The sequence below is a fragment of the Pseudomonas sp. W2Jun17 genome, assembly GCF_023127795.1.
GTDB classification, from domain to species: domain Bacteria; phylum Pseudomonadota; class Gammaproteobacteria; order Pseudomonadales; family Pseudomonadaceae; genus Aquipseudomonas; species Aquipseudomonas synxantha_A.
This window is the reverse complement of the sequence record NZ_SPKO01000033.1, coordinates 94,710-115,930: the sequence shown is the minus strand read 5'-3', so window position 1 is coordinate 115,930 and position 21,221 is coordinate 94,710. Positions and strand designations below refer to the sequence as shown.

Below are 21,221 nucleotides of genomic sequence, written 5' to 3'. Positions count from 1 at the left end.
ATGTTTATTGGCCGGGCGCGGTCTGGCGCCAGGCTTGGGAGCGACGCAGCGCGCCACGTGAGGCCCACGCCAGCAACAGCGAGACGCCGACTGAGGTGAACAGGATCAGGGTCGACATGGCCGCCGCGCCGCCCACGTTGCCGGCGTCGTCCATGTTCAGCACGGCGACGGCGGCGAGGATGGTGTCGGGGCTGTAGAGAAAGATCGCGGCGGACACGGTGGTCATCGCCGACACAAACAGGTAGCGCAGGATATCCAGCAGCGCCGGCAGGCAGATCGGCACCGTGACGCGCCAATAGTGGCGGTACAACGGCGCCTTGAGCGACAACGCCGCCGCTTCGAACTCGGCGTCCAGCTGGCGCAGGGCGGTGGTCGCGGTCATCTGCGCGGTGGTCAGGTAGTGCGCAATGGTGCACACCACCAGCAACGCCATGCTCCCGTAGAACACGTGCAGCGGGTTGCCGTTGAGGTTGAAAAAGAACACGTAGCCCAAGCCGAGCACCAGCCCCGGCACCGCCATCGGTACGAAGCTGAGCATGCGCAGCGCCAGGTTCAGGCCCTTCTGGCCCTTGGTCTTCTCCATCAGGTAGGCACCGGTGAAGATCAACACACTGCCGATCAACGCCGTGCACAGCGCCATGGTCAGGCTGTTGCGGTAGGCCAGCCAGCCGCCGCCGGCGGTGTCTTCGAACTGGTAGTGGTTGAGCGATAGCGACAGGTTGTACGGCCAGAACTTCACCAGCGACGAATACACCGCCATGCCGAACACCAGCAGCAACACCGCGCAAATCAGCAACACGATGGCCAGGTAGCAACCGTCGCGCAGCCGCGATGGCGCGGGCAGAAACACCTGGGCGCGACCGCTCATCGAGTCGCCATGCCGACGGCGCAACCAGGCATCCACGCCGAAGCTGAACAGTGCCGGCAGCAGCAACACCATGCCGATCAACGCGCCGCGCCCGAACTGTTGCTGACCGACCACCGCCTTGTAGGCTTCCAGCGCCAACACCTGGTAATCACCGCCCACCACCACCGGTACACCGAAGTCGGTGATGGTCAGGGTAAACACCAGGCAGAACGCGGCGAACACCGCCTGGCGCGTGGCCGGCCAGGTGATGCTGCGAAACGCCCGGGCCGGGCTGGCGCCCATGCTCGACGCCGCATCGAACAAGCGTGCATCCGCCAGGGACAGCGCCGAGAGCAAGATCATCAAGGCATGGGGAAAGGTGTAGATCACTTCACCGAGCACAATGCCCCAGAAGCCGTAGATATTGTCCGAGAGCAAGCCGCGCAACATGCCCTGGTTGCCGAACAGATAGACCAGGGCAATGCCCGGCAGCATCGACGGCGCCATCAAGGGCAGCAATGACAAACCGCGCCAGACGGTCTTGCCGGGAATCAGCGTACGTTGCAGGGCGTAGGCAAACAGGTAAGCCAGCGGTACGACGATGGCCGCCACGCTGAGGGAAACTTTCAGGCTATTTCCCAGCAACCAGTGGAAGTTGGCGCTGGTCAGCAGCTCCCGCGCTGCAACCAGGCCACCGCCCTGCCCGGCTTCGCTGCTGAAGCCGCGCCAGAAGATCGCCAGCAGCGGCAGCAGGACCGCCACCACCAGCAGGCCGAGCCAGAGCCATTTACCGCCGACCACAAAGAGGCGGTCGCCCCACTCGGCGCGGGACACCTGACGCGGTACCGGCGATGTCATGACGGCGGCCATCTCAGGCAAACACCTGCAGGCTGCGCGGCGGCAAGGCCACCCAGATGTCCTGGGCGCCCAGGCGCGGCATGGCTTCGGGCGCCAGTTCGGCCAGCAACGGATGGCCCGGCAACTGCTCCAACTCAAAGCTCATGCGGCAGCGGTTGCCGAGGAAAGTAATTTCGCGAACCTTGGCCGGGAACAGGTTTTCTTCATGCACCGTCGGGTTGACGCTGATCGCTTCCGGGCGACAGAACAGGCGGCCGGACCGGGCCACACCCGCATCGTCGGCCAGGCGCATATTCATTCCGCCGACCTGGGCATGGCTGGCGCTGCTACGGCTGAACGGCAACCAGTTGCCCTGGCCGACAAACTCGGCCACGAACGGCGTGGCCGGGCGGTCGTAGATCTCCTGGGGCGTGGCGTACTGCTCGACCTTACCGTTATTCATCACGGCAATGCGGTCGGCCATCAACATAGCTTCGTCCTGGTTGTGGGTCACCATCAAGGTGGTAATACCCAGGCGCCGCTGCAATTGGCGCAGCTCGGTGCACAAATGCTCGCGCACACGGGCGTCGAGGGCCGACATCGGTTCATCCAGCAGTAATAACGAAGGGGCCGGCGCCAATGCACGGGCCAGAGCGACGCGCTGCTGCTGGCCGCCGGAGAGTTGGCCGGGGTATTTCTTTTCGCTGCCGACCAAACCGACCAGTTCAAGCATCTGCCCGACGCGCTTGCGCACTTCATCGCGGCCGCTGCCGGTGAGGCCGTAGCCGATGTTTGCTTCAACCGTGAGATTGGGGAACAGCGCGTAGGACTGAAACAGGATGCCGTAGTCTCGCGCCTGGGGCGGCAGCAGGGAAACGTCCCGCTCGCCCAGGTAAAGCTCACCGCTGTCCTGACGTTCCAGGCCGGCGATGCAGCGCAGCAACGTGGTCTTGCCGCAGCCGGACGGGCCCAGCAGGCACACCAGCTCGCCGGCGGCGACGTCCAGGGACACGTTGTCCAGCGCGGTGAAAGCGCCAAAGCGTTTCTGGATCCCGCGCACCTTCATGGGCGCGCCGGGTTGGGTCAGGGCTGTGTTCATGCAAGGCACCTCATCGAACGGATGAAGGCCATGCTAGGGAGGCAATGCGTAGTTGGTGTGGCAGAAAGGCAAAACGGGGTGATAGTGGTATTGGTGGATTTGTGTAGGACTCATGGAGATGAGTTGCCTGGCCTACCGCAATCGGGAGCAAGCCCCCTCCCACAGTTGACCGGGTTCCAACATGAGAATGCGGTCAAAATGTGGGAGGGGGCTTGCTCCCGATTGGCCCTCAAGCCAGCCGCAGAACTTAAATTGGCGACATTTCCTGAGCCAGGCCAAGGAATGCCGCCGGCAGCCGTGCACCTTTACGCTCTTTGAGGCAATACAGATACTCCGGAATCTGCGGCGCATTCTCGATGGTCAGCACACGCAATTGCGGATCATGGGGCACTTCCTGGCGAGCGATGATGCTGATGCCGATATTGCGCAGCACCGCCTCGCGAATCGACTCACGGCTGCCAATCTCCAGCAACGGCCCATACCCCACGCCGCCGCTTTTCAACAGTTCTTCGGTCAGCCTGCGGGTGGTGGAGCCGGCTTCACGCATCAACAGCGTGTGCCCGGCCAGCGCGCTCAACGACACATGCTCAAGCTTGGCCAACGGGTGATTGCGATGTACCGCCAGCACCAGCGGGTCGGTGCCCAGCACGCGGCGGATCAGGCGCGGGTCGTCCAGCAATTGCGAAGAGGCCGCAACGTCGACGCGGTAATCATCCAGCGCTTCGAGTACCTGCTGGGAGTTGCCGATTTCCACCGACACTTCCACGTGCGGCAGGCGTTCACGAAAGGCTTTGACCAGGTCGAGAATGTAATACGGCGCCGTCGCGGCAATCCGCAGCGCGCCCTGGACCTGACCATTGTTGCGCAGGAAAAACTCGATATCCGCTTCCTGCTGCAACAGCGTCTTGACCATCGGCAACAGCCGCGCACCTTCGTCGCTGACCGTCAGGCGACGGCCACCGCGATAGAACAGCTCAACGCCGTATTGGCTTTCCAGGTTGCGAATCTGGGTGGTCACCGTGGGCTGGCTCAGGCCGAGTTTTTTCGCCGCCTGGGTGATACTGCCCAGGCGGGCGACCATGAAAAACGCCTTTAACTCAGCACTCAGCACACCACCCTCTCATCCTCTATTTGCGCAACAGGCGCAGGCCATTGAACACCACCAGCAAACTCACGCCCATGTCGGCGAAGACCGCCATCCACATGGTCGCCATGCCCATGAAGGTCACGGCCAGGAAAATTGCCTTGATCACCAGCGCCAGGGCGATGTTCTGCTTGAGGATACTCGACGTTTGCCGCGACAGCCGAATGAAAGCCGGAATCTTGCGCAGATCATCATCCATCAGCGCCACGTCAGCAGTCTCGATAGCCGTGTCAGTGCCCGCCGCTGCCATGGCAAAGCCGATCTCGGCCCGCGCCAGGGCTGGAGCATCGTTGATGCCATCGCCGACCATGCCCACCCGATGGCCTTGGCCGTAGAGGGTTTCGATGGCTTGCAGCTTGTCGGTGGGCAACAGGTCACCCTGGGCCTGGTCGATGCCGACTTGGGTCGCAATCGCCTGGGCGGTGTGGGTGTTGTCGCCGGTGAGCATCAGGGTTTTGATGCCCAGGTCGTGAAGTTGCTGGATGGCTTCGCGGCTACTGTCCTTGACCGTGTCGGCCACGGCGAACAGCGCCAGGGGGCCGGACTTGTCCAGCAGTAGCACGACGGACTTGCCTTGTTTTTCCAGGGCGAAGAGTTTTTCTTCCAACGCCTCTGAGCACAGGCCGAGGTCTTCCACCAGGCGGTGGTTGCCCAAGTGATAGGTCTGGCCGTTGATGTCGCCGCGCACACCGCGCCCGGCCAGGGCCTCGAAGTTATCCACAGCATGAATTGACAGGTTTTTATCCACAGCCGCGTTGGCGATCGCCAGGGACACCGGGTGGTCGGAACGCCCGGCCAAACTGGCGGCCAGGGCCGGGGCGCTGTCTTCAAGATTCGGGAACAGCGGCAGGTAATCGGTTTGCACCGGTTTGCCGTGGGTGATGGTGCCGGTCTTGTCGAGCGCCAGGTAGTCGAGCTTGTAACCGCCCTCCAGGTACACGCCGCCCTTGATCAGGATGCCTTTGCGCGCTGCGGCGGCCAGGCCGCTGACGATGGTCACCGGTGTGGAGATCACCAAGGCACACGGGCATGCCACCACCAGCAGCACGAGGGCGCGATAGATCCAGTCGAACCACACGCCCGCCATGAACAGCGGCGGAATCACCGCCACGCCCAGGGCAAACAGGAACACCGCCGGGGTGTAGACCTTGGAAAAACTGTCGACAAAGCGCTGGGTCGGCGCCCGTGCGCCTTGGGCTTGTTCCACGGCGTGGATGATTCGCGCCAGGGTCGAGTTGTTGGCCGCCGCAGTGACTTTGTACTCCAGGGAACCGGCCTGGTTGATGGTGCCGGCGAAGACTTTATCGCCGATGGTCTTTTCAATCGGCAGGCTTTCCCCGGTGATCGGTGCCTGATCGATGGTGGATTGACCGGCAGTGACTTCACCGTCCAGGCCGATACGCTCGCCGGGTTTTACTCGGACGATCGCACCAAGTTCAATGCTTTTGACCTCTTGTTCCATCCATGAGCCGTCAGCCTGGCGCACGGTGGCCTGCTCCGGGGTCATCTGCATCAAGCCGCTGATGGCATTGCGCGCCCGGTCCAGGGACTTGGCCTCAATCAACTCGGCTACCGTAAACAGGAACATCACCATCGCCGCTTCCGGCCACTGACCAATCAGGATGGCGCCGGTCACCGCGATGCTCATCAGCGCATTGATGTTCAGGTTGAGGTTTTTCAGGGCAATCCAGCCCTTTTTGTAGGTGGTCAAGCCGCCGCTGAGGATCGACACCAGCGCCACCAGTGCGATCACCCAAGTCGGTGCCACACCGGTGAAGTGCAGCACTTCGGCACCCAGGGCGCCCACGCCCGACACTGCCAATGGCCACCAATGCTTCTTGGCCGGCGGCGCGGCGGTGGGGCTGCCTTCCTCGATAGGGTCGGCCTGCATACCGATGGACTTGATCGCCGCAATGATCGGCGCAGTGCTCGGCAGATCATGGGTGACGCCGAGGATGCGGTTGATCAGGTTGAATTCCAGTTGCTGCACGCCGGCGAGCTTGCCCAGTTTGTTCTGGATCAGCGTCTGCTCGGTGGGGCAGTCCATGGCTTCGATGCGGAAAGTGCTCAGGCGCGAGCCGGCGGTGGGCGCTTCGCTCAGGGTCACCACGGCAGGCCCGGCAGCGCCGGAACAGCAGGAGCCTGAGTGGCCGTGGCTATCCACCGGCGTGAGTTTTGCCGGGGCGTGATCATGTGGGTGGTCATGAGCATGGTCATGATCGTGCTTGTGGTCGTGCTTGTGCGGGGTGTGAATGGAGTGGCTCATCAGGTCGCGTCCGTAAAGGTGCCTGTTGCCAAGTAAAGACCCTGTAGCCACTATAGGGTCAAGCACCCATTTGGAGATTGCTGCGATGAAGATCGGCGAACTGGCCAAACTCACCGACTGCCCGGTGGAAACCATCCGTTATTACGAGAAGGAAAGCCTGCTGCCACCGCCTGCGCGCACTGAGGGCAACTACCGGGTCTATACCCAGGCGCACACCGAGCGGCTGATCTTTATTCGCAACTGCCGCAGCCTGGACATGACCCTCGAAGAAATCCGCAGCCTGTTAGGGCTACGCGACAGCCCCCAGGACCAGTGCGAAAGCGTGAATGCGTTGATCGACGAACATATCCACCACGTAAAAGCGCGGATCGACGGATTGTTGGCCTTGCAGGAACAACTGCTGGACCTGCGCCAACGTTGCGGCGGTGGGGATCAGTGCGGGATTTTGCAGCAGTTGGAGGTCAGCGGCGGGATTGCGGCCAGTGAGGCCGAGCCTTCACATGTGGGCCGAAGCCACGGCCACTAAACTCAAGCGAACACGCAACCCATGTGGGAGCTGGCTTGCCTGCGATAGCGGTGGGCCCGCGACATTGATGTCGCCTGACACTCCGCTATCGCAGGCAAGCCAGCTCCCACAGTTTTTTACCGCGTTGGGCCGTTAGATAGCCACGTCGGCCTTGATGCTCGGGTCGGCGTCGTAGCCCACGATCTCGAAGTCTTCGAACTTGTAGTCGTAGATCGAAGCAGGCTTGCGCTTGATCACCAGCTCCGGCAGCTTTTTCGGCGTGCGCGCCAACTGGGTCTGGATCTGTTCCATGTGGTTGCTGTAAGCGTGGGTGTCGCCAGTGGTGACAATGATCTCGTGAGGGATCAGGTCGCATTGCTGGGCCAGCATATGGGTCAGCAACGCCAGCGCGGCGGTGTTATACGGCAGCCCCAGGAATACGTCAGAGCTGCGGATATACAGCTGCATCGACAGATGGCCGTCATGCACGAACGCCTGATACAGCAAGTGGCACGGCGGCAGGGCTTGCTTGCCGTTGCGCGCGTTTTCCTGCGGGCTCTGGGTTTCGTCCGGCAGGTACTCGACGTTCCAGCCGTGGAACAGGATGCGGCGGCTGTTGGGGTTGGTCTTGAGCGTGTGCACCATGTAGTCGATCTGGTTGATCGTGCCGCCGTCCTTGGTGGGCCAGGCGGTCCACTGCTCGCCGTACACCGGGCCCAGGTCACCGTCTTCGGTGGCCCACTCATCCCAGATCTTCACGCCATTTTCGTTGAGCCATTTGATGTTGGTGTTGCCGCTCAACATCCAGATCAGCTCGTTGGCGATGCTTTTGAAGTGCAGTTTCTTGGTGGTCAGCAGCGGGAAGCCGTCGGCCAGGTTATGCCGATACTGACGGGCGAACACGGCCTTGGTGCCGGTGCCGGTGCGGTCGCCCTTGGTCAGGCCATTGGTCACGACGTCGTGCAGCAGTTCGAGATATTGCTTCATGTGAGTACCTGTATCGTTGAAGCCGAGGCGGGCAAACCTCGGCGTTCGAATTTAAAGCGCGGCGTTCTTCAGCGGCTGCGGGCGGTTGTAAGCCCACCACAACATGCCCAGGCCCGCCAGGATCATCGGCAGGCTGAGCACCTGACCCATGGTCAGCCAGCCCCACGCCAGGTAGCCCAACTGCGCATCCGGCACCCGAACGAACTCGACGATAAAGCGGAAAATCCCGTAGAACAGCGCGAACATACCCGACACGGCCATGGTAGGGCGTGGCTTGCGCGAGAAGAGGTAAAGAATAAGGAACAGCGCCACACCTTCCAACGCGAACTGATACAGCTGCGACGGGTGGCGCGGCAGTTGCGCCGGGTCGCTGAACGGCGGGAACACCATGGCCCACGGCACGTCGGTCGGCTTGCCCCACAACTCGGCGTTGATAAAGTTGCCAATGCGCCCGGCACCCAGGCCGATCGGCACGAACGGCGCCACAAAATCCATCAACTGGAAGAACGACTTGCCGTTGCGGCGCCCGAACCACCACGCAGCGATCATCACGCCGACAAACCCGCCGTGGAATGCCATGCCGCCCTTCCACACTTCGAAAATCAGCGTCGGGTTGGCGATATACGCAGACAGGTCGTAGAACAGCACATACCCCAGGCGCCCGCCGACGATCACCCCCATCGACATCCAGAACACCATGTCGGAGAGCTTCTCCTTGGTCCAGGTCGGGTCGAAACGGTTCAGGCGCCGGGAAGCCAACAGCCAGGCACCGCCGATGCCGATCAGGTACATCAACCCGTACCAATGGATTTTCAGCGGACCAATGGCCAGGGCCACCGGGTCGATCTGCGGGTAAGGCAGCATTGCGACTCCTCGTTAAAACATTTAGTCATGACGCACCGGACCATGCCGATGTGCGATTAAGCCTGCGTTACAGCGGCGAGATCAAATTAAGAAGTTCACATACACGCCAAATAGCCCGGCATGTTAACGGATGGAAGGTGAACGGCCCAACTTCGTTACGATGGAACGCCTGCACATCTGTGGGTAGAGTGGCAAAAACACAAAAGGGGTCACCCGATGTGCCTGATTGTTTTCGCCTGGCGACCAGGCCATGCCCAACCGCTGATCGTCGCGGCCAACCGCGATGAGTTCTATGCCCGCCCCAGCCTGCCGCTGGCCCAGTGGCTGGATGCGCCGCAGGTCTATGCTGGCCGCGATCAGGAGGCCGGGGGCACTTGGTTGGGTGTCAACTCGGATGGGCGTTTCGCTGCGCTGACCAATATCCGCGACCCGCACCAGCCACCGGCACGCAAGTCGCGGGGCGAGCTGGTGGCGCGCTTTCTCAGTGGGTCGCTGCCCATTGATGACTATTTAGCCGACGTTAACAGACGTTCGATTGAATATTCCGGGTTTAACCTGCTGGTGGGGACGCGGGATGAGCTGTGGCATTACAACGCCAATGATACCGAGCCTACGCTGCTGAAGGCTGGGGTTTACGGGTTATCCAATGCCGGGCTGGATACGCCCTGGCCTAAGTTGGTGAAGGCCAAGGCGGCGTTCAGCGCAGTACTGGAGAACCCCGAGCCTAAGGCACTGCTGGGAATTCTCAGCGACCCGCAGACCGCCCCGTTTGCTGAACTGCCGGACACCGGCGTAGGCCTGGCGACCGAAAACCTGCTATCGAGCGTGTTTATCGCCAGCCCCAGTTATGGGACACGGGCCAGCACGGCGCTGATTGTGAATGCCGATGGGACGCGCAGGATGCTGGAGCGTAGCTTTGGCCCACACGGCGGGCGGCTGGGCGAGGTCGAACTGGAAATCTGACGGCGCTTGGACTGACGTCATCGCAGGCAAGCCAGCTCCCACATTTGGAATGCAGTTCCCTGTGGGAGCTGGCTTGCCTGCGATGAAGGCGCCTCGGTCTAGAGGGTTTTCGCCGAGGCCGGGTTGATCATCCGGGTCAGCCCGAGGTTCTTCAGCGCCAACTGCAACGAGCTGTGGATAACTTGCGGGTTGTCGATGGTCATCAACTGCGCGAGCAAATCCTTGGCCATGCCCAGGTCAACCTGGCGCAACATCCACTTCACCTTCGGCAAGTTGGTGGCGTTCATCGACAGGCTGTCAAAGCCCATCGCCATCAGCAACACCGCAGCGGCCGGGTCGCCAGCCATCTCACCGCAGATACTCACCGGCTTGCCTTCGGCATGGGCGTCGCGCACCACGTGTTGCAACGCTTGCAACACCGCCGGGTGCAGGTAGTCGTAGAGGTCGGCCACCCGTGGGTTGTTACGGTCCACCGCCAGCAGGTACTGGGTCAGGTCGTTGGAGCCCACCGAGAGGAAGTCCACCTGCCGCGCCAACTCCTTGGCCTGGTATACCGCTGCGGGAATTTCGATCATCACGCCAATCGGCGGCATCGGTACGTCGGCGCCTTCGTCGCGTACTTCGCCCCAGGCGCGGTGGATCAGGTGCAGGGCTTCTTCCAGCTCATGGGTGCCGGAGATCATCGGCAGCAGGATACGCAGGTTGTTCAACCCCTCGCTGGCCTTGAGCATGGCGCGGGTCTGGACGAGGAAGATTTCAGGATGGTCGAGGGTAACGCGAATGCCACGCCAGCCAAGGAAGGGGTTGTCTTCCTTGATGGGGAAATACGACAGTGACTTGTCGCCGCCAATGTCCAGGCTGCGCATCGTCACCGGTAGCGGGTGGAAGGCCTGCAGTTGCTCGCGATAAATCGCCAGCTGCTCCTTCTCGCTCGGAAAACGCTGGTTGATCATGAACGGCACTTCGGTGCGGTACAGCCCCACCCCTTCGGCGCCGCGTTGTTGCGCGCGGGCCACATCCGCCAGCAGGCCGGTGTTGACCAGCAGCGGCACGCGGTGGCCGTCGAGGGTGACGCACGGCAGCTCGCGCAACGAATCGAGGCCCTGGGCCAGTTGCTTCTCTTCTTCCACCACTTCGGCGTATTGCTTGCGCAGCACGTCGCTGGGGTTGGTAAATACCTCGCCGCGATGACCATCGACGATCATGTCGATACCGTCGACCTTGGAGTACGGCAGGTCCACCAGGCCCATCACCGTCGGGATACCCATGGCCCGGGCCAGGATCGCGACGTGGGAGTTACCCGAGCCCAATACCGAGACCAGGCCCACCAGCTTGCCCTCAGGCACTTCGCCGAGCTGAGTGGCCGTCAGCTCTTCGCTGACCAGGATGGTGTTATCGGGGAAGACCATGTTGGTGCTGCGGTCTTCCTGCAGGTACGCCAGCAGGCGGCGACCCAGGTCGCGCACATCCGAAGCCCGCTCGCGCAGGTAGGCGTCGTCCATCATTTCGAAACGGTTGACGTGATCGGTGACCACCTGGCGCAACGCGCCCTGGGCCCACTGGCCGGTCTTGATCACGGTTTTGACTTCGTTACCCAGGGACGCGTCGTCGAGCATCATCTGGTACACGTCGAACAGCGCACGCTCTTCAGGGCGCAGCTGGGTGGCCAGCTTGTTCGACAGGTTGCGCATGTCGGCGCGCACGCCTTCCAGGGCGGTCTTGAACAGTTTGATTTCGGCTTCGATGTCGTGGACGGTCTTGTCCGGCACCACATCGAGGTCGGCCGGCGGCAGCATGACCACCGCCGTACCCACCGCAGCACCCGGCGAACCGGGCACGCCGACGAACTTGGCTTCCTGGATACCCTTGCCCTGGCGCCCCAGGCCGCGGATCGAGCCGGTGGCTTCGGCGTGGGCGATAACCCCGGCCAACTGCGCGCTCATGGTCACCAGGAAGGCTTCTTCACCTTCATCGAACTGGCGACGTTCTTTTTGCTGGATGACCAACACGCCGACAACGCGGCGGTGGTGGATGATCGGCGCCCCCAGGAACGAGGCGTAGCGCTCTTCACCGGTTTCGGCGAAGTAGCGATAACGCGGGTGGTCGGCCGCATGTTCGAGGTTCAGGGGTTCTTCACGCGTCCCCACCAGGCCCACCAGACCTTCATTGGGCGCCATGCTGACCTTGCCGATGGAGCGCTTGTTCAAGCCCTCCGTGGCCATCAGCACAAAACGGTTGGTCTCGGGGTCCAGCAGGTAAACCGAGCAGACCTGGCTGCCCATGGCTTCCTTGACGCGCAACACAATAATCCCCAACGCCGCCTTGAGATCCTTGGCGGAGTTAACTTCCTGGACGATCTTGCGCAGCGTATTGAGCATGGCTCGGGGTCGAACTCCGTCGTCAGTCGCGCGCTAAAAGGCGCGGGGCAAGCTCTTTGAGAGCGCGGCGGTAAACCTCGCGCTTGAATGTCACCACCTGGCCCAACGGGTACCAATAGCTGACCCAGCGCCAGCCATCGAACTCCGGTTTACCGGTCAAATCCATCCGCACCCGCTGCTCGTTGGAGATCAGGCGCAAAAGAAACCATTTCTGCTTCTGGCCGATGCACAGCGGTTGGCTGTGGGTACGCACCAGGCGTTGCGGCAAACGATAGCGCAACCAGCCACGGGTACAGGCCAGAATCTGCACATCTTCACGCTCAAGGCCGACTTCTTCGTTCAACTCACGGTACAAGGCGTCTTCAGGGGTTTCGTCGGGGTTTATCCCACCTTGAGGAAACTGCCAGGCATCTTGGTTGATTCGGCGAGCCCATAGCACCTGTCCGGCATCATTCGTAAGAATAATCCCGACATTAGGACGGAAACCATCGGGGTCGATCACGGCAACAACCTCGCAAACGCATGTCGCCGCATTGTTCCACAAAGATTGTTCCAGCGGCAACGAGGCTTCTTACCTTATGTGCACTCTTGTGAAAAGACCGTATTCTGGACGCCTTTTTACAGACTTTTCAGCGAGTAACTGCAATGCGCCTGGCTTTATTCGACTTGGACAACACCCTTCTCGGCGGTGACAGCGATCACGCCTGGGGCGATTACCTGTGTGAGCGTGGGATTCTCGACCCGGTGGCCTACAAGGCCCGCAACGACGAGTTCTACCAGGACTATCTGGCCGGCAAGCTGGATAACGCCGCTTACCTGAACTTCTGCCTGGAAATCCTCGGCCGCACCGAGATGGCCCAACTGGACGAGTGGCACAACGACTATATGCGCGACTGCATCGAGCCGATCGTGCTGCCCAAGGCGGTGGAACTGCTGGCCCAGCACCACGCCGCCGGCGACAAGCTGGTGATCATCACCGCCACCAACCGCTTCGTCACTGCGCCAATTGCCGCACGGCTAGGCGTTGACACCCTGATCGCCACCGAATGCGAGATGGAAAACGGCCGCTACACCGGGCGCAGCACTGATGTGCCGTGCTTTCGAGAAGGCAAAGTGACGCGCTTGAATCGCTGGCTGGAAGAGACTGGGTACAGCCTGGAAGACAGCTACTTCTATAGCGACTCGATGAATGATTTGCCGTTGCTGGAGCAGGTGACGCATCCGGTGGCGGTGGATCCGGATCCGAATTTGCGCGCTGAAGCGCAGAAGCGGGGCTGGCCGGTGATCACTCTGCGCAGCTGATGACGCTATCGCAGGCAAGCCAGCTCCCACATTTGGAATGCATTCCCCTGTGGGAGCTGGCTTGCCTGCGATGAAGGCGACGCGATCTAACGCTTTAAACCGGCTTGGCGCCCATCAGCCCTGCAATCGCCACAAACCCCACCAGGCTGACCACCGCCAGCACCAGGGTAAAATTCAGGCTGCCGCCCTCACCCTTGCGCAGGCGATTAAGGCGCGCCACCAGCCAGAACCACGCCAGCGCCGCCACGGTGTAGAGGATGCTGGAGCCTAAAATCCAGGTTTGCCCCAGGGGCCAGCCGATCAGGTGCACCAGCCACCAACCGGTGAACGGCATACTGACCAGGCAAATGCCCATCAGCAGCCACACGAACGCCCATGGGCGTTGCACGATGACCGCCGGGCCGGCACTGCGTTTACGCCAGGCCAGTACGGCCAGGCCGAGGCCGCTGAGCAGCAGCAACACGGTGGCGGTGATGTGGATAACCTTGAGGGTGGTCAGTGTTTCCATGGTCTCGATTCCTTAAAGGCCGCTCAGTCAGCGTAGTCGCTCAACCGAGGAACAACTGGTAGGCCGGGTTTTCGCTTTCATCCCAGTACGGGTAGCCGATTTCAGCCAGGGCTGCCGGCACCAGGTGGCGCTCGTCCGCCGGCACCTGCAGCCCGGCGACCACACGCCCGTCCGCTGCACCGTGGTTGCGATAGTGGAACATCGAAATGTTCCAGCGCCCGCCCAGCTTGTGCAAGAAGTTGAACAAGGCGCCCGGACGCTCCGGAAATTCGAAGCGAAACACCACCTCATCGCTGACTTTGGCCGCATGGCCGCCCACCATATGGCGAATGTGCAACTTGGCCAGTTCGTTTTCGGTCAGGTCCAGCACGGGGAAACCCTGGCTGGTCAGGCTGGCGATCAGTGCGCTGCGCGGATCGTTTTCCGGGTGGGTCTGCACGCCGACGAAGATGTGCGCTTCGCTGCCAGAGTGGTAGCGGTAATTGAATTCGGTGATCTGGCGCTTGCCCACGGCCTCGCAGAACGCCTTGAAACTGCCCGGCTGCTCGGGGATGGTTACCGCGATGATGGCTTCGCGGCCTTCACCCAGCTCGGCACGCTCGGCCACATGGCGCAGGCGATCGAAGTTGACGTTGGCGCCAGAGTCGATGGCGACAAAGGTCTGGCCGCTGACGCCGCGAGTCTCGACGTACTTCTTGATCCCGGCCACGCCCAACGCGCCTGCCGGCTCGGTGATGGAGCGCGTGTCGTCGTAGATATCCTTGATCGCCGCGCAGATTTCATCGGTGCTGACGGTGATCACTTCATCCACATGATCCTTGCAGATGTCGAAGGTGTGTTGACCGATCTGCGCCACCGCCACGCCATCGGCAAAGATTCCCACGGTCGGCAGCACCACGCGCTCGCCTGCCGCCATGGCGGCTTGCAGGCAGTTGGAGTCGTCCGGCTCGACGCCGATGATCTTGATTTCCGGACGCAGGTATTTCACATACGCCGCAATACCGGCGATCAGCCCGCCGCCGCCCACCGGTACGAAAATCGCGTCCAGCGGCCCCGGGTGCTGGCGCAGGATTTCCATCGCCACGGTGCCCTGCCCGGCAATGGTGTGTGGATCATCGTAAGGGTGAATGTAGACGTAGCCTTTTTCGTCGACCAGCTTGAGCGAATAGGCCAGGGCTTCCGGGAAGGAATCACCGTGCAGCACCACTTTGCCGCCCCGCGAGCGCACGCCTTCGACCTTGATCTCCGGGGTGGTCTTGGGCATCACGATGGTGGCCTTGACCCCCAGCACCTTGGCCGCCAGGGCCAGGCCCTGGGCATGGTTGCCCGCCGATGCCGTGACCACGCCACGGGCGCGTTCCTCGCTGCTCAATTGGGTCAGCTTGTTATAGGCGCCGCGAATCTTGAACGAGAACACCGGCTGCAAGTCTTCGCGCTTGAGCCAGACCTTGTTGCCCAACCGCTCGGAGAGCTGGCGGGCAGTCTGCAAGGGAGTTTCCACGGCGATGTCATACACGCGCGAGGTGAGGATCTTTTTGACGTAGTCTTCAAGCATCGGCAGGCATCTACTTCACGAGTTGGGCAGGGCCAAGGAGTCTAACCCAGCGTTTGGGCGGGCGACCACACGAATCCGGAGGTTTTGTTGGGTTATACTCGCGCCCCTCGATAACTCCCCGCCCGTTCCGGAGCCCGCATGACCCAGGATCAACTCAAACAGGCAGTGGCCCAGGCCGCCGTCGATTTAATCCTTCCCAAACTCGACGACAAGAGCATCGTCGGTGTCGGCACCGGCTCCACTGCCAACTGCTTTATCGACGCGCTGGCCCAGCACAAGGGCGCGTTCGACGGCGCCGTGGCGAGTTCCGAAGCCACCGCTGCACGCCTTAAAGGCCATGGCATTCCGGTGTACGAGCTCAACACCGTGAGCGACCTGGAGTTCTACGTGGACGGCGCCGATGAAAGCGACGAACACCTGAACCTGATCAAGGGCGGCGGCGCGGCCCTGACCCGCGAGAAAATCGTCGCGGCCGTGGCCAAGACCTTTATCTGCATCGCCGACGCGAGCAAGCTGGTGCCTGTGCTCGGCGCGTTCCCGCTGCCGGTGGAAGTCATCCCAATGGCTCGCAGCCACGTAGCCCGCGAACTGGTGAAACTGGGCGGCGACCCGGTGTACCGCGAAGGTGTATTGACCGACAACGGCAACATCATCATTGATGTGTTCAATATGCAGATCACCAATCCGGTGGAGCTGGAGACGCAGATCAATGCCATCGTCGGTGTGGTCACCAACGGCCTGTTCGCCGCACGCCCGGCGGATGTGCTGCTGCTGGGTACCCCGGAAGGCGTGAAAACCCTCAAGGCTTAACAACACCACAACTCCAATGTGGGAGGGGCGGTGCGACGATTCGACTTGCTCCCGATAGCAGTGTGTCAGTCAGAATATCTGGTACTGATACACCCAATCGGGAGCAAGCCCCCTCCCACATTTGCAGCACTCCCCTCCAAAACCGTGCGCTCTGTCACGGCATCCCCTGCCCCGCCTGGTATCCAATCGGATACAAATTACAGCCACGCGACCCACGCGTTTAACAATGCGCCAATTTGCAGCCGCCCACGGAATGAGGCGCGCATTGTGCAAAGGGTCTGGGCTTTGAACATTCCCATCACCTCAAGGAAGACCTTGTGATAAAGCCCCTAGCCCTCGCCATCAGCGTTGCCGGTGCCCTGCTGTCCGCGCAAGCCCAAGCTTACGAGTACGGCCAGCACGCCAACACCACCCTGGAAAAACTGATCAATGACTACCCCGGTCGTTATCGCGGCACGGCCAATTTTGCCGGCGCTGCTGATTGGATGCAGAGCCAGATGGGCGCGGCCTATTCCATCAGCCGCCAGGACTTCACCTGGAGCAGCGGCAGCCGTGCTTCGCAAAACGTGGTGGCCTACGCCGCCGGCACCAAGCCGCAGTACGTGGTGATTGGCGCGCATTTCGACACCTACTTCGGCCGCCCGACCCTGCAAGGCCTGGATGACAATGGCTCCGGTGCCAGCGTGCTGACCGAGGTGGCGAAGAACCTCGGCGGCCTGTCATTGGAAAATGGCCTGCAAATCGTCGGATTCGGCGCGGAAGAAGAAGGTTTGCGCGGCTCCCGGGCCTTTGTTGACTCGCTGAGCGCCAGCCAGCGCGCCAATATGCTTGCGATGATCAATCTCGACAGCCTGATCACCGGCGACATGATGTATGCCCACGCCGGCCAGAACAGCACCGACAACCCGGCCCTGGCGTCATTGCGCGAGCACACGTTTCAGATCGCCAAGGAGTTGAATATCCCGCTATTCACCAACCCCGGCCTGGACCCGCAATACCCCAAAGGCACAGGCTGCTGCAGTGATGGTGAACCTTTCGAGCCGCTGAATATCCCGATCCTTTATGTAGAAGCCACCAACTGGGAACTGGGCGATCTGGACGGTTATACCCAGACCGACAACCCGAAAATCCCAGGCGGCTCGACCTGGCACGACCCGAGCGAAGACAACAAAGGCGTACTCACCGACGCCTTCGGCCAGGCGCGCATCGACCAGCGCCTGCGTGACTATTCACGCTTGCTCAGCCGCCTGGTGCTGGAACTGACCAACGCCGACCTGATGGCCTCGACGGCGTCCGGCGGTGCCGTCGCACGCAACATGCAGGACAACCTGCAACGTCAGCATCAAGCCATGGTGCGCCTGCACGATCGCCGCTGGCTGACCCTGCAGGCCGCCAGCCGCGAGGTGGGCAGCTTTGATGGCGAGATCGGCGTGGACGGCGAGTACAGCCCGGACAGCGGTTTCGACACGGCCCCCAACCCCGAAGCCCGACGCCTGGGCCTGCATGCCCTTGGCGATTATCAGCTGACCCCAAGCCTGAATATCGGTGCCAGCCTGAGCTACCTCAACGGGCGCGACAAACTGGAGCATCGCGGCAAACTGGACAGCGACACCTGGCAGGCAGCCGTGTACGCGCTGCTCAATGATGGCGGGCCAAGCTGGCTGGCCGGTGACCTGAGCATCGGCCACACGCGTTTCGATTCCAAACGCAACCTGATCATCCAGGCCAATGGCGGGCCGATCCTGCTCAATCAGCAACTGACGGGCGAGACTGATGCCCTGGCGTTGGGCGCGCGGGTGCTGGGCGGCTACGACTTTGACTTCGGTGCGCTCAAGAGCGGGCCTTTCGCCGGCCTGGACTACAGCCACTACCGCATCGACACGTTCCACGAAAAACAGAACCTGCGCACCGCCCTGCAGTATGAAGAGCAGTCTTTCGACTCCCTGCAAGCCAGCCTCGGCTGGCGCGTGCGTGGCGCTGTCGCCCTGCCCTACAGCCTGAGCCTGATGCCGTATGCAGACATCGCCTGGGTCAAGGAAATGGCCGATGGCCGCTTGGATGACCTGCAACTGACAGCCCGCGCCGATGGCCAGGCGCGCACCGCTCGGCTCGGCTCAGCAGACAAGAGCTTTGGTCGCGCACAAATCGGCAGCCAATTGGCGATCACCCCGCAGTTGGGGGTGTATGCCGAGGTCAATGGCCGCCTGGGTCATGCCGAAGGCAGCCAGACCGGCTATACGCTGGGCGTGCAATGGATGTTCTGATCAGGTTTTTTTGAACACGTAAAACAGGTTCGGCTCGCTGACCATATACAGCGTGCCCTCGTCATCCATGGCAATCCCTTCGGCCTGAGGCACGCGCTTGCTCAGGCCATGGCGCCCTTTAAGCAACGACAAACTGCTTAAGGGGCGACCGTCGATGTCCAGCTCCAAAACCAGGAACGATTCATCCGACAGCGCCAGCAGATGGCCGCTGCGCTCGTCGTATTGCAGGCTCGACAGGTCGCGCACAAACAGTCCGGCATCGCGCTTGGGGTTGTTGATCACGTGCACCGAGTAGGTTTTTTCCGCCTTGAAATGCGGGAAGCCATGCACTTCATAGATCAGCATCGGGTCGCGCTCCTTGGCGACGAACAGACGCTTGCCCACCGAATCATAGGCCAGGCCCTCGAACCCCTTGTTGCTGCCGATATGTACGCCGAGGGTCATCTGCTCCGCGTCGGCGGCGTCGAGGAAGGTTGTGTCGTCGTCCACATGCACCTTGATCAGCCGCTGCTGGCGCTCATCGCTGATGACGTAAATGTTGTCACTGATAAACTCCACAGCCTCTGCATCGCCAAACCCCACCAGTGGAATGCGCCGCAGGATCTTGCCCTCCAGGGACAGCTCCACCAGCTCGGCGTTTTTATTGGTGACGGTAAACAGGCTTTTGCGCACCGGATCGTAGGTGAGGGCCGAGACATCATCGTCGAGCCCTTCGATCACCTGGCCTTCCAGGGTCACGCGGTAATCTGCCAGGCCAATGGCGCGCTCATCGGCAGGCTGGCGCCACACCTGCCAGTTGAACCAGGCACGCTCGAACAGACGAAACTGCTGCGCAACGACCCCGGCGGCAACCAGGGCAAGCAACAGCAAGATGAAAACAGCAGGTTTGGGGCGGGCAAGTCGACGCATCGGGGCGGGCTCAGTGAAAAAACTGGCGAATAGATATCAAGGTCGCCTGAATTTAAACTTAAACGCGCCGAACTGTCTGGCGAATGCCGTTTATAAAGAAAAGTCTGACGTAATTCGTCAGTTATTTTTGCTTTTCAAAACGATAGAACAAGTTGGGTTCACTGACCATGTACAGGTTGCCGCTCTCATCCAGGGTCACCCCTTCGGCGCGCGGGATGGTGTCTTTCAGGCCGTTGAAGCCACCGAGCAAGGTCATGAAGCTGACTTGCTCGCCTGTTTCGTCCAGTTCCAGCAACAGGTGGGAATCGGCCGACAGCACCAGCAAGTGCCCAGTGCGCGGGTCAATGGACAAGGCCGAAAGGTTGCGCACATCCAGTTCGGTGCTGGCCAGCTTTTGCTTGTCGCCGGTCAGCGTGTTGCCATCGCTCTTCCACGTGAACAAGGCCGGCGGCCGCTCTTCGCCCAGTACAAGCTGCTGATTGCGCTTGTCCCACGCGATCGCTTCAAAGGCTTTGTTCTGGTCTTTGGAGGGGCCCAGGTCATGGCTTGGGAAATCAGCTTTGTTCAGCGCCGTGGTGCCGGCGTCCACCTTTACCACGGTCACGGTGTGATCGCGTTCATCTACCACGGCCATCGAGCCGTTTTCCATCACCGTCACGCCCTCAGGATTGTTCCAGCCATTGAGCGGCATCTTGCGCAATACGTCGCCTTGCAGGCTCAGCTCCACGAGAAACGGGTTTTTGCCCATGACGGAAAACAGGGTTTTGGTCTGGGGGTTGTAGGACAGGTCGGAAGCCTCATCCTTCTCCATACCGGGCAGCGGCTTGGCGTCGATGACCGCCTGATAGTCCGGGAGCCAAACACTCTCCTGGCGTTCAACCGGGCTCTCGAAGCGCTCCAGCACCCACAGCACACCGCGATCATCCCAGTGCATGGCCCAGGCCACGCCATACAGAATGGCACCGGCCAAGAATACCCAGGAATACCAGCGCATGGACAAGCGCGAGCGAAGCGAGGTTTTCGAAGTGGGTAGAGGCACGGCCATTGAGCGCTTTTCCGGAAAGTCAGCTGTATGGGATAGCACAGGATTCAACGGCCTGCGCGCAAGAGGCTGGGATTATCCGGATGGCGTGTGAAAAAAATGCAAAAGCCCATACTTGGGATATACACAAAACCAATGTGGGAGGGGCGGTGCGACGATTCGACTTGCTCCCGATTGCGGTCTGTCTGCCAGCTTATTTGTAGCTGACCCACCGCTATCGGGAGCAAGCCCCCTCCCACAGTTTGGCCGTTACTTAGCGCACGACGCTTTCGAAACGGTTCACACCCGCCAGCTCCAACACCAGCTCATCCCCCACATTCAACGGGCCTACGCCTGCCGGAGTGCCGGTGAGAATCACATCACCCGCCTGCAGGGAGAAGCAGCCCGCCATGTGCTGGATCATAGGCACGATCGGGTTGAGCATCTGCGCGCTGTTGCCATCCTGGCGCACTTCGCCGTTGATGGTCAGGCGTATGCCGATGTCGGTCACGTCCGCAAAGGTACTGCTGACGACGAAGGGGGCAAGCACCGCCGCGCCGTCGAAGCACTTGGCGATTTCCCACGGTAGGCCCTTGGATTTCAGCTCGGCCTGTTTGTCGCGCAGGGTCAGGTCCAGCGCCGGGGCGAAGCCGGAGATGGCGTCGAGGACTTCTTCGCGGTTTGGCTTGTTCGACAACGGCTTGCCGATCAACACCGCGATTTCCACCTCGTAATGCACCGAACCACGTTCGGTGGGAATCGCAAAACCACCTTCCAACGGCACCACGCAGCTACCGGGCTTGATGAACAGCAAAGGCTCGGTGGGCACCGGGTTATCCAGCTCCTTGGCGTGTTCGACGTAGTTACGCCCGATGCACACCAGTTTGCCCACAGGGAAGTGGATGTTGGTGCCGTCGACATACTTGTGCTGGTAGCTCATGGAACGACTCCTTCAGGTGCGG

At 61.4% G+C, this 21,221-nt stretch carries 18 protein-coding genes; 5 read left to right on the top strand and 13 right to left on the bottom strand.

Features of this window, described 5'->3' with window-relative positions; all coding sequences use genetic code 11:
* Positions 1–4 precede the first annotated feature (4 nt).
* From E4O98_RS20555 to E4O98_RS20540, 4 genes are all read right to left on the bottom strand, one after another.
* Positions 5–1,717 (bottom strand): putative 2-aminoethylphosphonate ABC transporter permease subunit, encoded by a 1,713-nt coding sequence (locus E4O98_RS20555; protein WP_248136129.1) that lies wholly within the window; start codon positions 1,715–1,717, stop codon positions 5–7.
* 1 nt (position 1,718) lies between these two features.
* Complete coding sequence (locus E4O98_RS20550; RefSeq protein ID WP_078822573.1) at positions 1,719–2,783, bottom strand: putative 2-aminoethylphosphonate ABC transporter ATP-binding protein; 1,065 nt, start codon at positions 2,781–2,783, stop codon at positions 1,719–1,721.
* A 247-nt stretch (positions 2,784–3,030) separates the two neighbouring features.
* The gene (locus tag E4O98_RS20545) at positions 3,031–3,894 is read right to left on the bottom strand and encodes a LysR family transcriptional regulator (RefSeq protein WP_005792324.1); all 864 of its coding nucleotides are present in this window, start codon (positions 3,892–3,894) and stop codon (positions 3,031–3,033) included.
* A gap of 16 nt (positions 3,895–3,910) precedes the next feature.
* Entirely contained in the window at positions 3,911–6,193 is a 2,283-nt protein-coding gene (locus tag E4O98_RS20540) for a heavy metal translocating P-type ATPase (protein ID WP_248136127.1), read from the bottom strand.
* Between the two features lie 85 nt (positions 6,194–6,278).
* Here E4O98_RS20540 and cadR point away from each other — a divergent pair, with 85 nt between their 5' ends.
* Entirely contained in the window at positions 6,279–6,719 is a 441-nt protein-coding gene (gene cadR, locus E4O98_RS20535) for a Cd(II)/Pb(II)-responsive transcriptional regulator (RefSeq protein WP_103734214.1), read from the top strand.
* A 132-nt stretch (positions 6,720–6,851) separates the two neighbouring features.
* Here cadR and E4O98_RS20530 read toward each other — a convergent pair whose 3' ends face one another.
* Positions 6,852–7,685 carry a thymidylate synthase gene (locus E4O98_RS20530; RefSeq protein WP_005792328.1) on the bottom strand — a complete coding sequence of 278 codons (834 nt, stop codon included), beginning with the start codon at positions 7,683–7,685 and terminating at the stop codon, positions 6,852–6,854.
* 51 nt (positions 7,686–7,736) lie between these two features.
* Positions 7,737–8,549 (bottom strand): prolipoprotein diacylglyceryl transferase, encoded by an 813-nt coding sequence (gene lgt / locus E4O98_RS20525; RefSeq protein ID WP_005792329.1) that lies wholly within the window; start codon positions 8,547–8,549, stop codon positions 7,737–7,739.
* Between the two features lie 216 nt (positions 8,550–8,765).
* Here lgt and E4O98_RS20520 point away from each other — a divergent pair, with 216 nt between their 5' ends.
* On the top strand, positions 8,766–9,512 hold the full coding sequence (locus tag E4O98_RS20520) for an NRDE family protein (RefSeq protein WP_228309094.1): 747 nt from the start codon (positions 8,766–8,768) through the stop codon (positions 9,510–9,512).
* A gap of 98 nt (positions 9,513–9,610) precedes the next feature.
* Here the strand turns inward: E4O98_RS20520 and ptsP are convergent, their stop codons facing one another.
* Both ptsP and E4O98_RS20510 read right to left on the bottom strand, forming a co-directional pair.
* Positions 9,611–11,890 (bottom strand): phosphoenolpyruvate--protein phosphotransferase, encoded by a 2,280-nt coding sequence (ptsP, locus tag E4O98_RS20515; protein ID WP_005792331.1) that lies wholly within the window; start codon positions 11,888–11,890, stop codon positions 9,611–9,613.
* A gap of 22 nt (positions 11,891–11,912) precedes the next feature.
* A complete protein-coding gene (locus E4O98_RS20510) occupies positions 11,913–12,392 on the bottom strand; it encodes an RNA pyrophosphohydrolase (protein WP_003176750.1) in 480 nt (159 codons plus the stop codon).
* A gap of 143 nt (positions 12,393–12,535) precedes the next feature.
* Between E4O98_RS20510 and E4O98_RS20505 the strand changes: the two genes are divergently transcribed.
* Positions 12,536–13,192, top strand: coding sequence for an HAD family hydrolase (locus E4O98_RS20505; RefSeq protein ID WP_032878883.1), 657 nt, complete (start codon positions 12,536–12,538; stop codon positions 13,190–13,192).
* Between the two features lie 94 nt (positions 13,193–13,286).
* Here the strand turns inward: E4O98_RS20505 and E4O98_RS20500 are convergent, their stop codons facing one another.
* Together E4O98_RS20500 and ilvA are read right to left on the bottom strand one after the other, a co-directional pair.
* The gene (locus E4O98_RS20500) at positions 13,287–13,700 is read right to left on the bottom strand and encodes a DUF2269 family protein (RefSeq protein WP_078822576.1); all 414 of its coding nucleotides are present in this window, start codon (positions 13,698–13,700) and stop codon (positions 13,287–13,289) included.
* A 40-nt stretch (positions 13,701–13,740) separates the two neighbouring features.
* Positions 13,741–15,255: a threonine ammonia-lyase, biosynthetic gene (ilvA, locus tag E4O98_RS20495; RefSeq protein WP_032878878.1), complete on the bottom strand. Its 1,515-nt coding sequence runs from the start codon at positions 15,253–15,255 to the stop codon at positions 13,741–13,743.
* A 138-nt stretch (positions 15,256–15,393) separates the two neighbouring features.
* On the opposite strand from ilvA, the gene rpiA reads away from it, so the two are divergent.
* Together rpiA and E4O98_RS20485 are read left to right on the top strand one after the other, a co-directional pair.
* The gene (rpiA, locus tag E4O98_RS20490) at positions 15,394–16,065 is read left to right on the top strand and encodes a ribose-5-phosphate isomerase RpiA (protein WP_032878877.1); all 672 of its coding nucleotides are present in this window, start codon (positions 15,394–15,396) and stop codon (positions 16,063–16,065) included.
* Positions 16,066–16,382: 317 nt separating this feature from the next.
* Entirely contained in the window at positions 16,383–18,329 is a 1,947-nt protein-coding gene (locus E4O98_RS20485) for an autotransporter domain-containing protein (RefSeq protein WP_248136125.1), read from the top strand.
* Here the strand turns inward: E4O98_RS20485 and E4O98_RS20480 are convergent, their stop codons facing one another.
* From E4O98_RS20480 to E4O98_RS20470, 3 genes are all read right to left on the bottom strand, one after another.
* Positions 18,330–19,238, bottom strand: coding sequence for an SdiA-regulated domain-containing protein (locus tag E4O98_RS20480; RefSeq protein ID WP_032878873.1), 909 nt, complete (start codon positions 19,236–19,238; stop codon positions 18,330–18,332).
* 121 nt (positions 19,239–19,359) lie between these two features.
* Entirely contained in the window at positions 19,360–20,283 is a 924-nt protein-coding gene (locus E4O98_RS20475; protein ID WP_248136122.1) for an SdiA-regulated domain-containing protein, read from the bottom strand.
* A gap of 250 nt (positions 20,284–20,533) precedes the next feature.
* Positions 20,534–21,199 (bottom strand): fumarylacetoacetate hydrolase family protein, encoded by a 666-nt coding sequence (locus E4O98_RS20470; RefSeq protein ID WP_032878871.1) that lies wholly within the window; start codon positions 21,197–21,199, stop codon positions 20,534–20,536.
* Positions 21,200–21,221 lie beyond the last annotated feature (22 nt).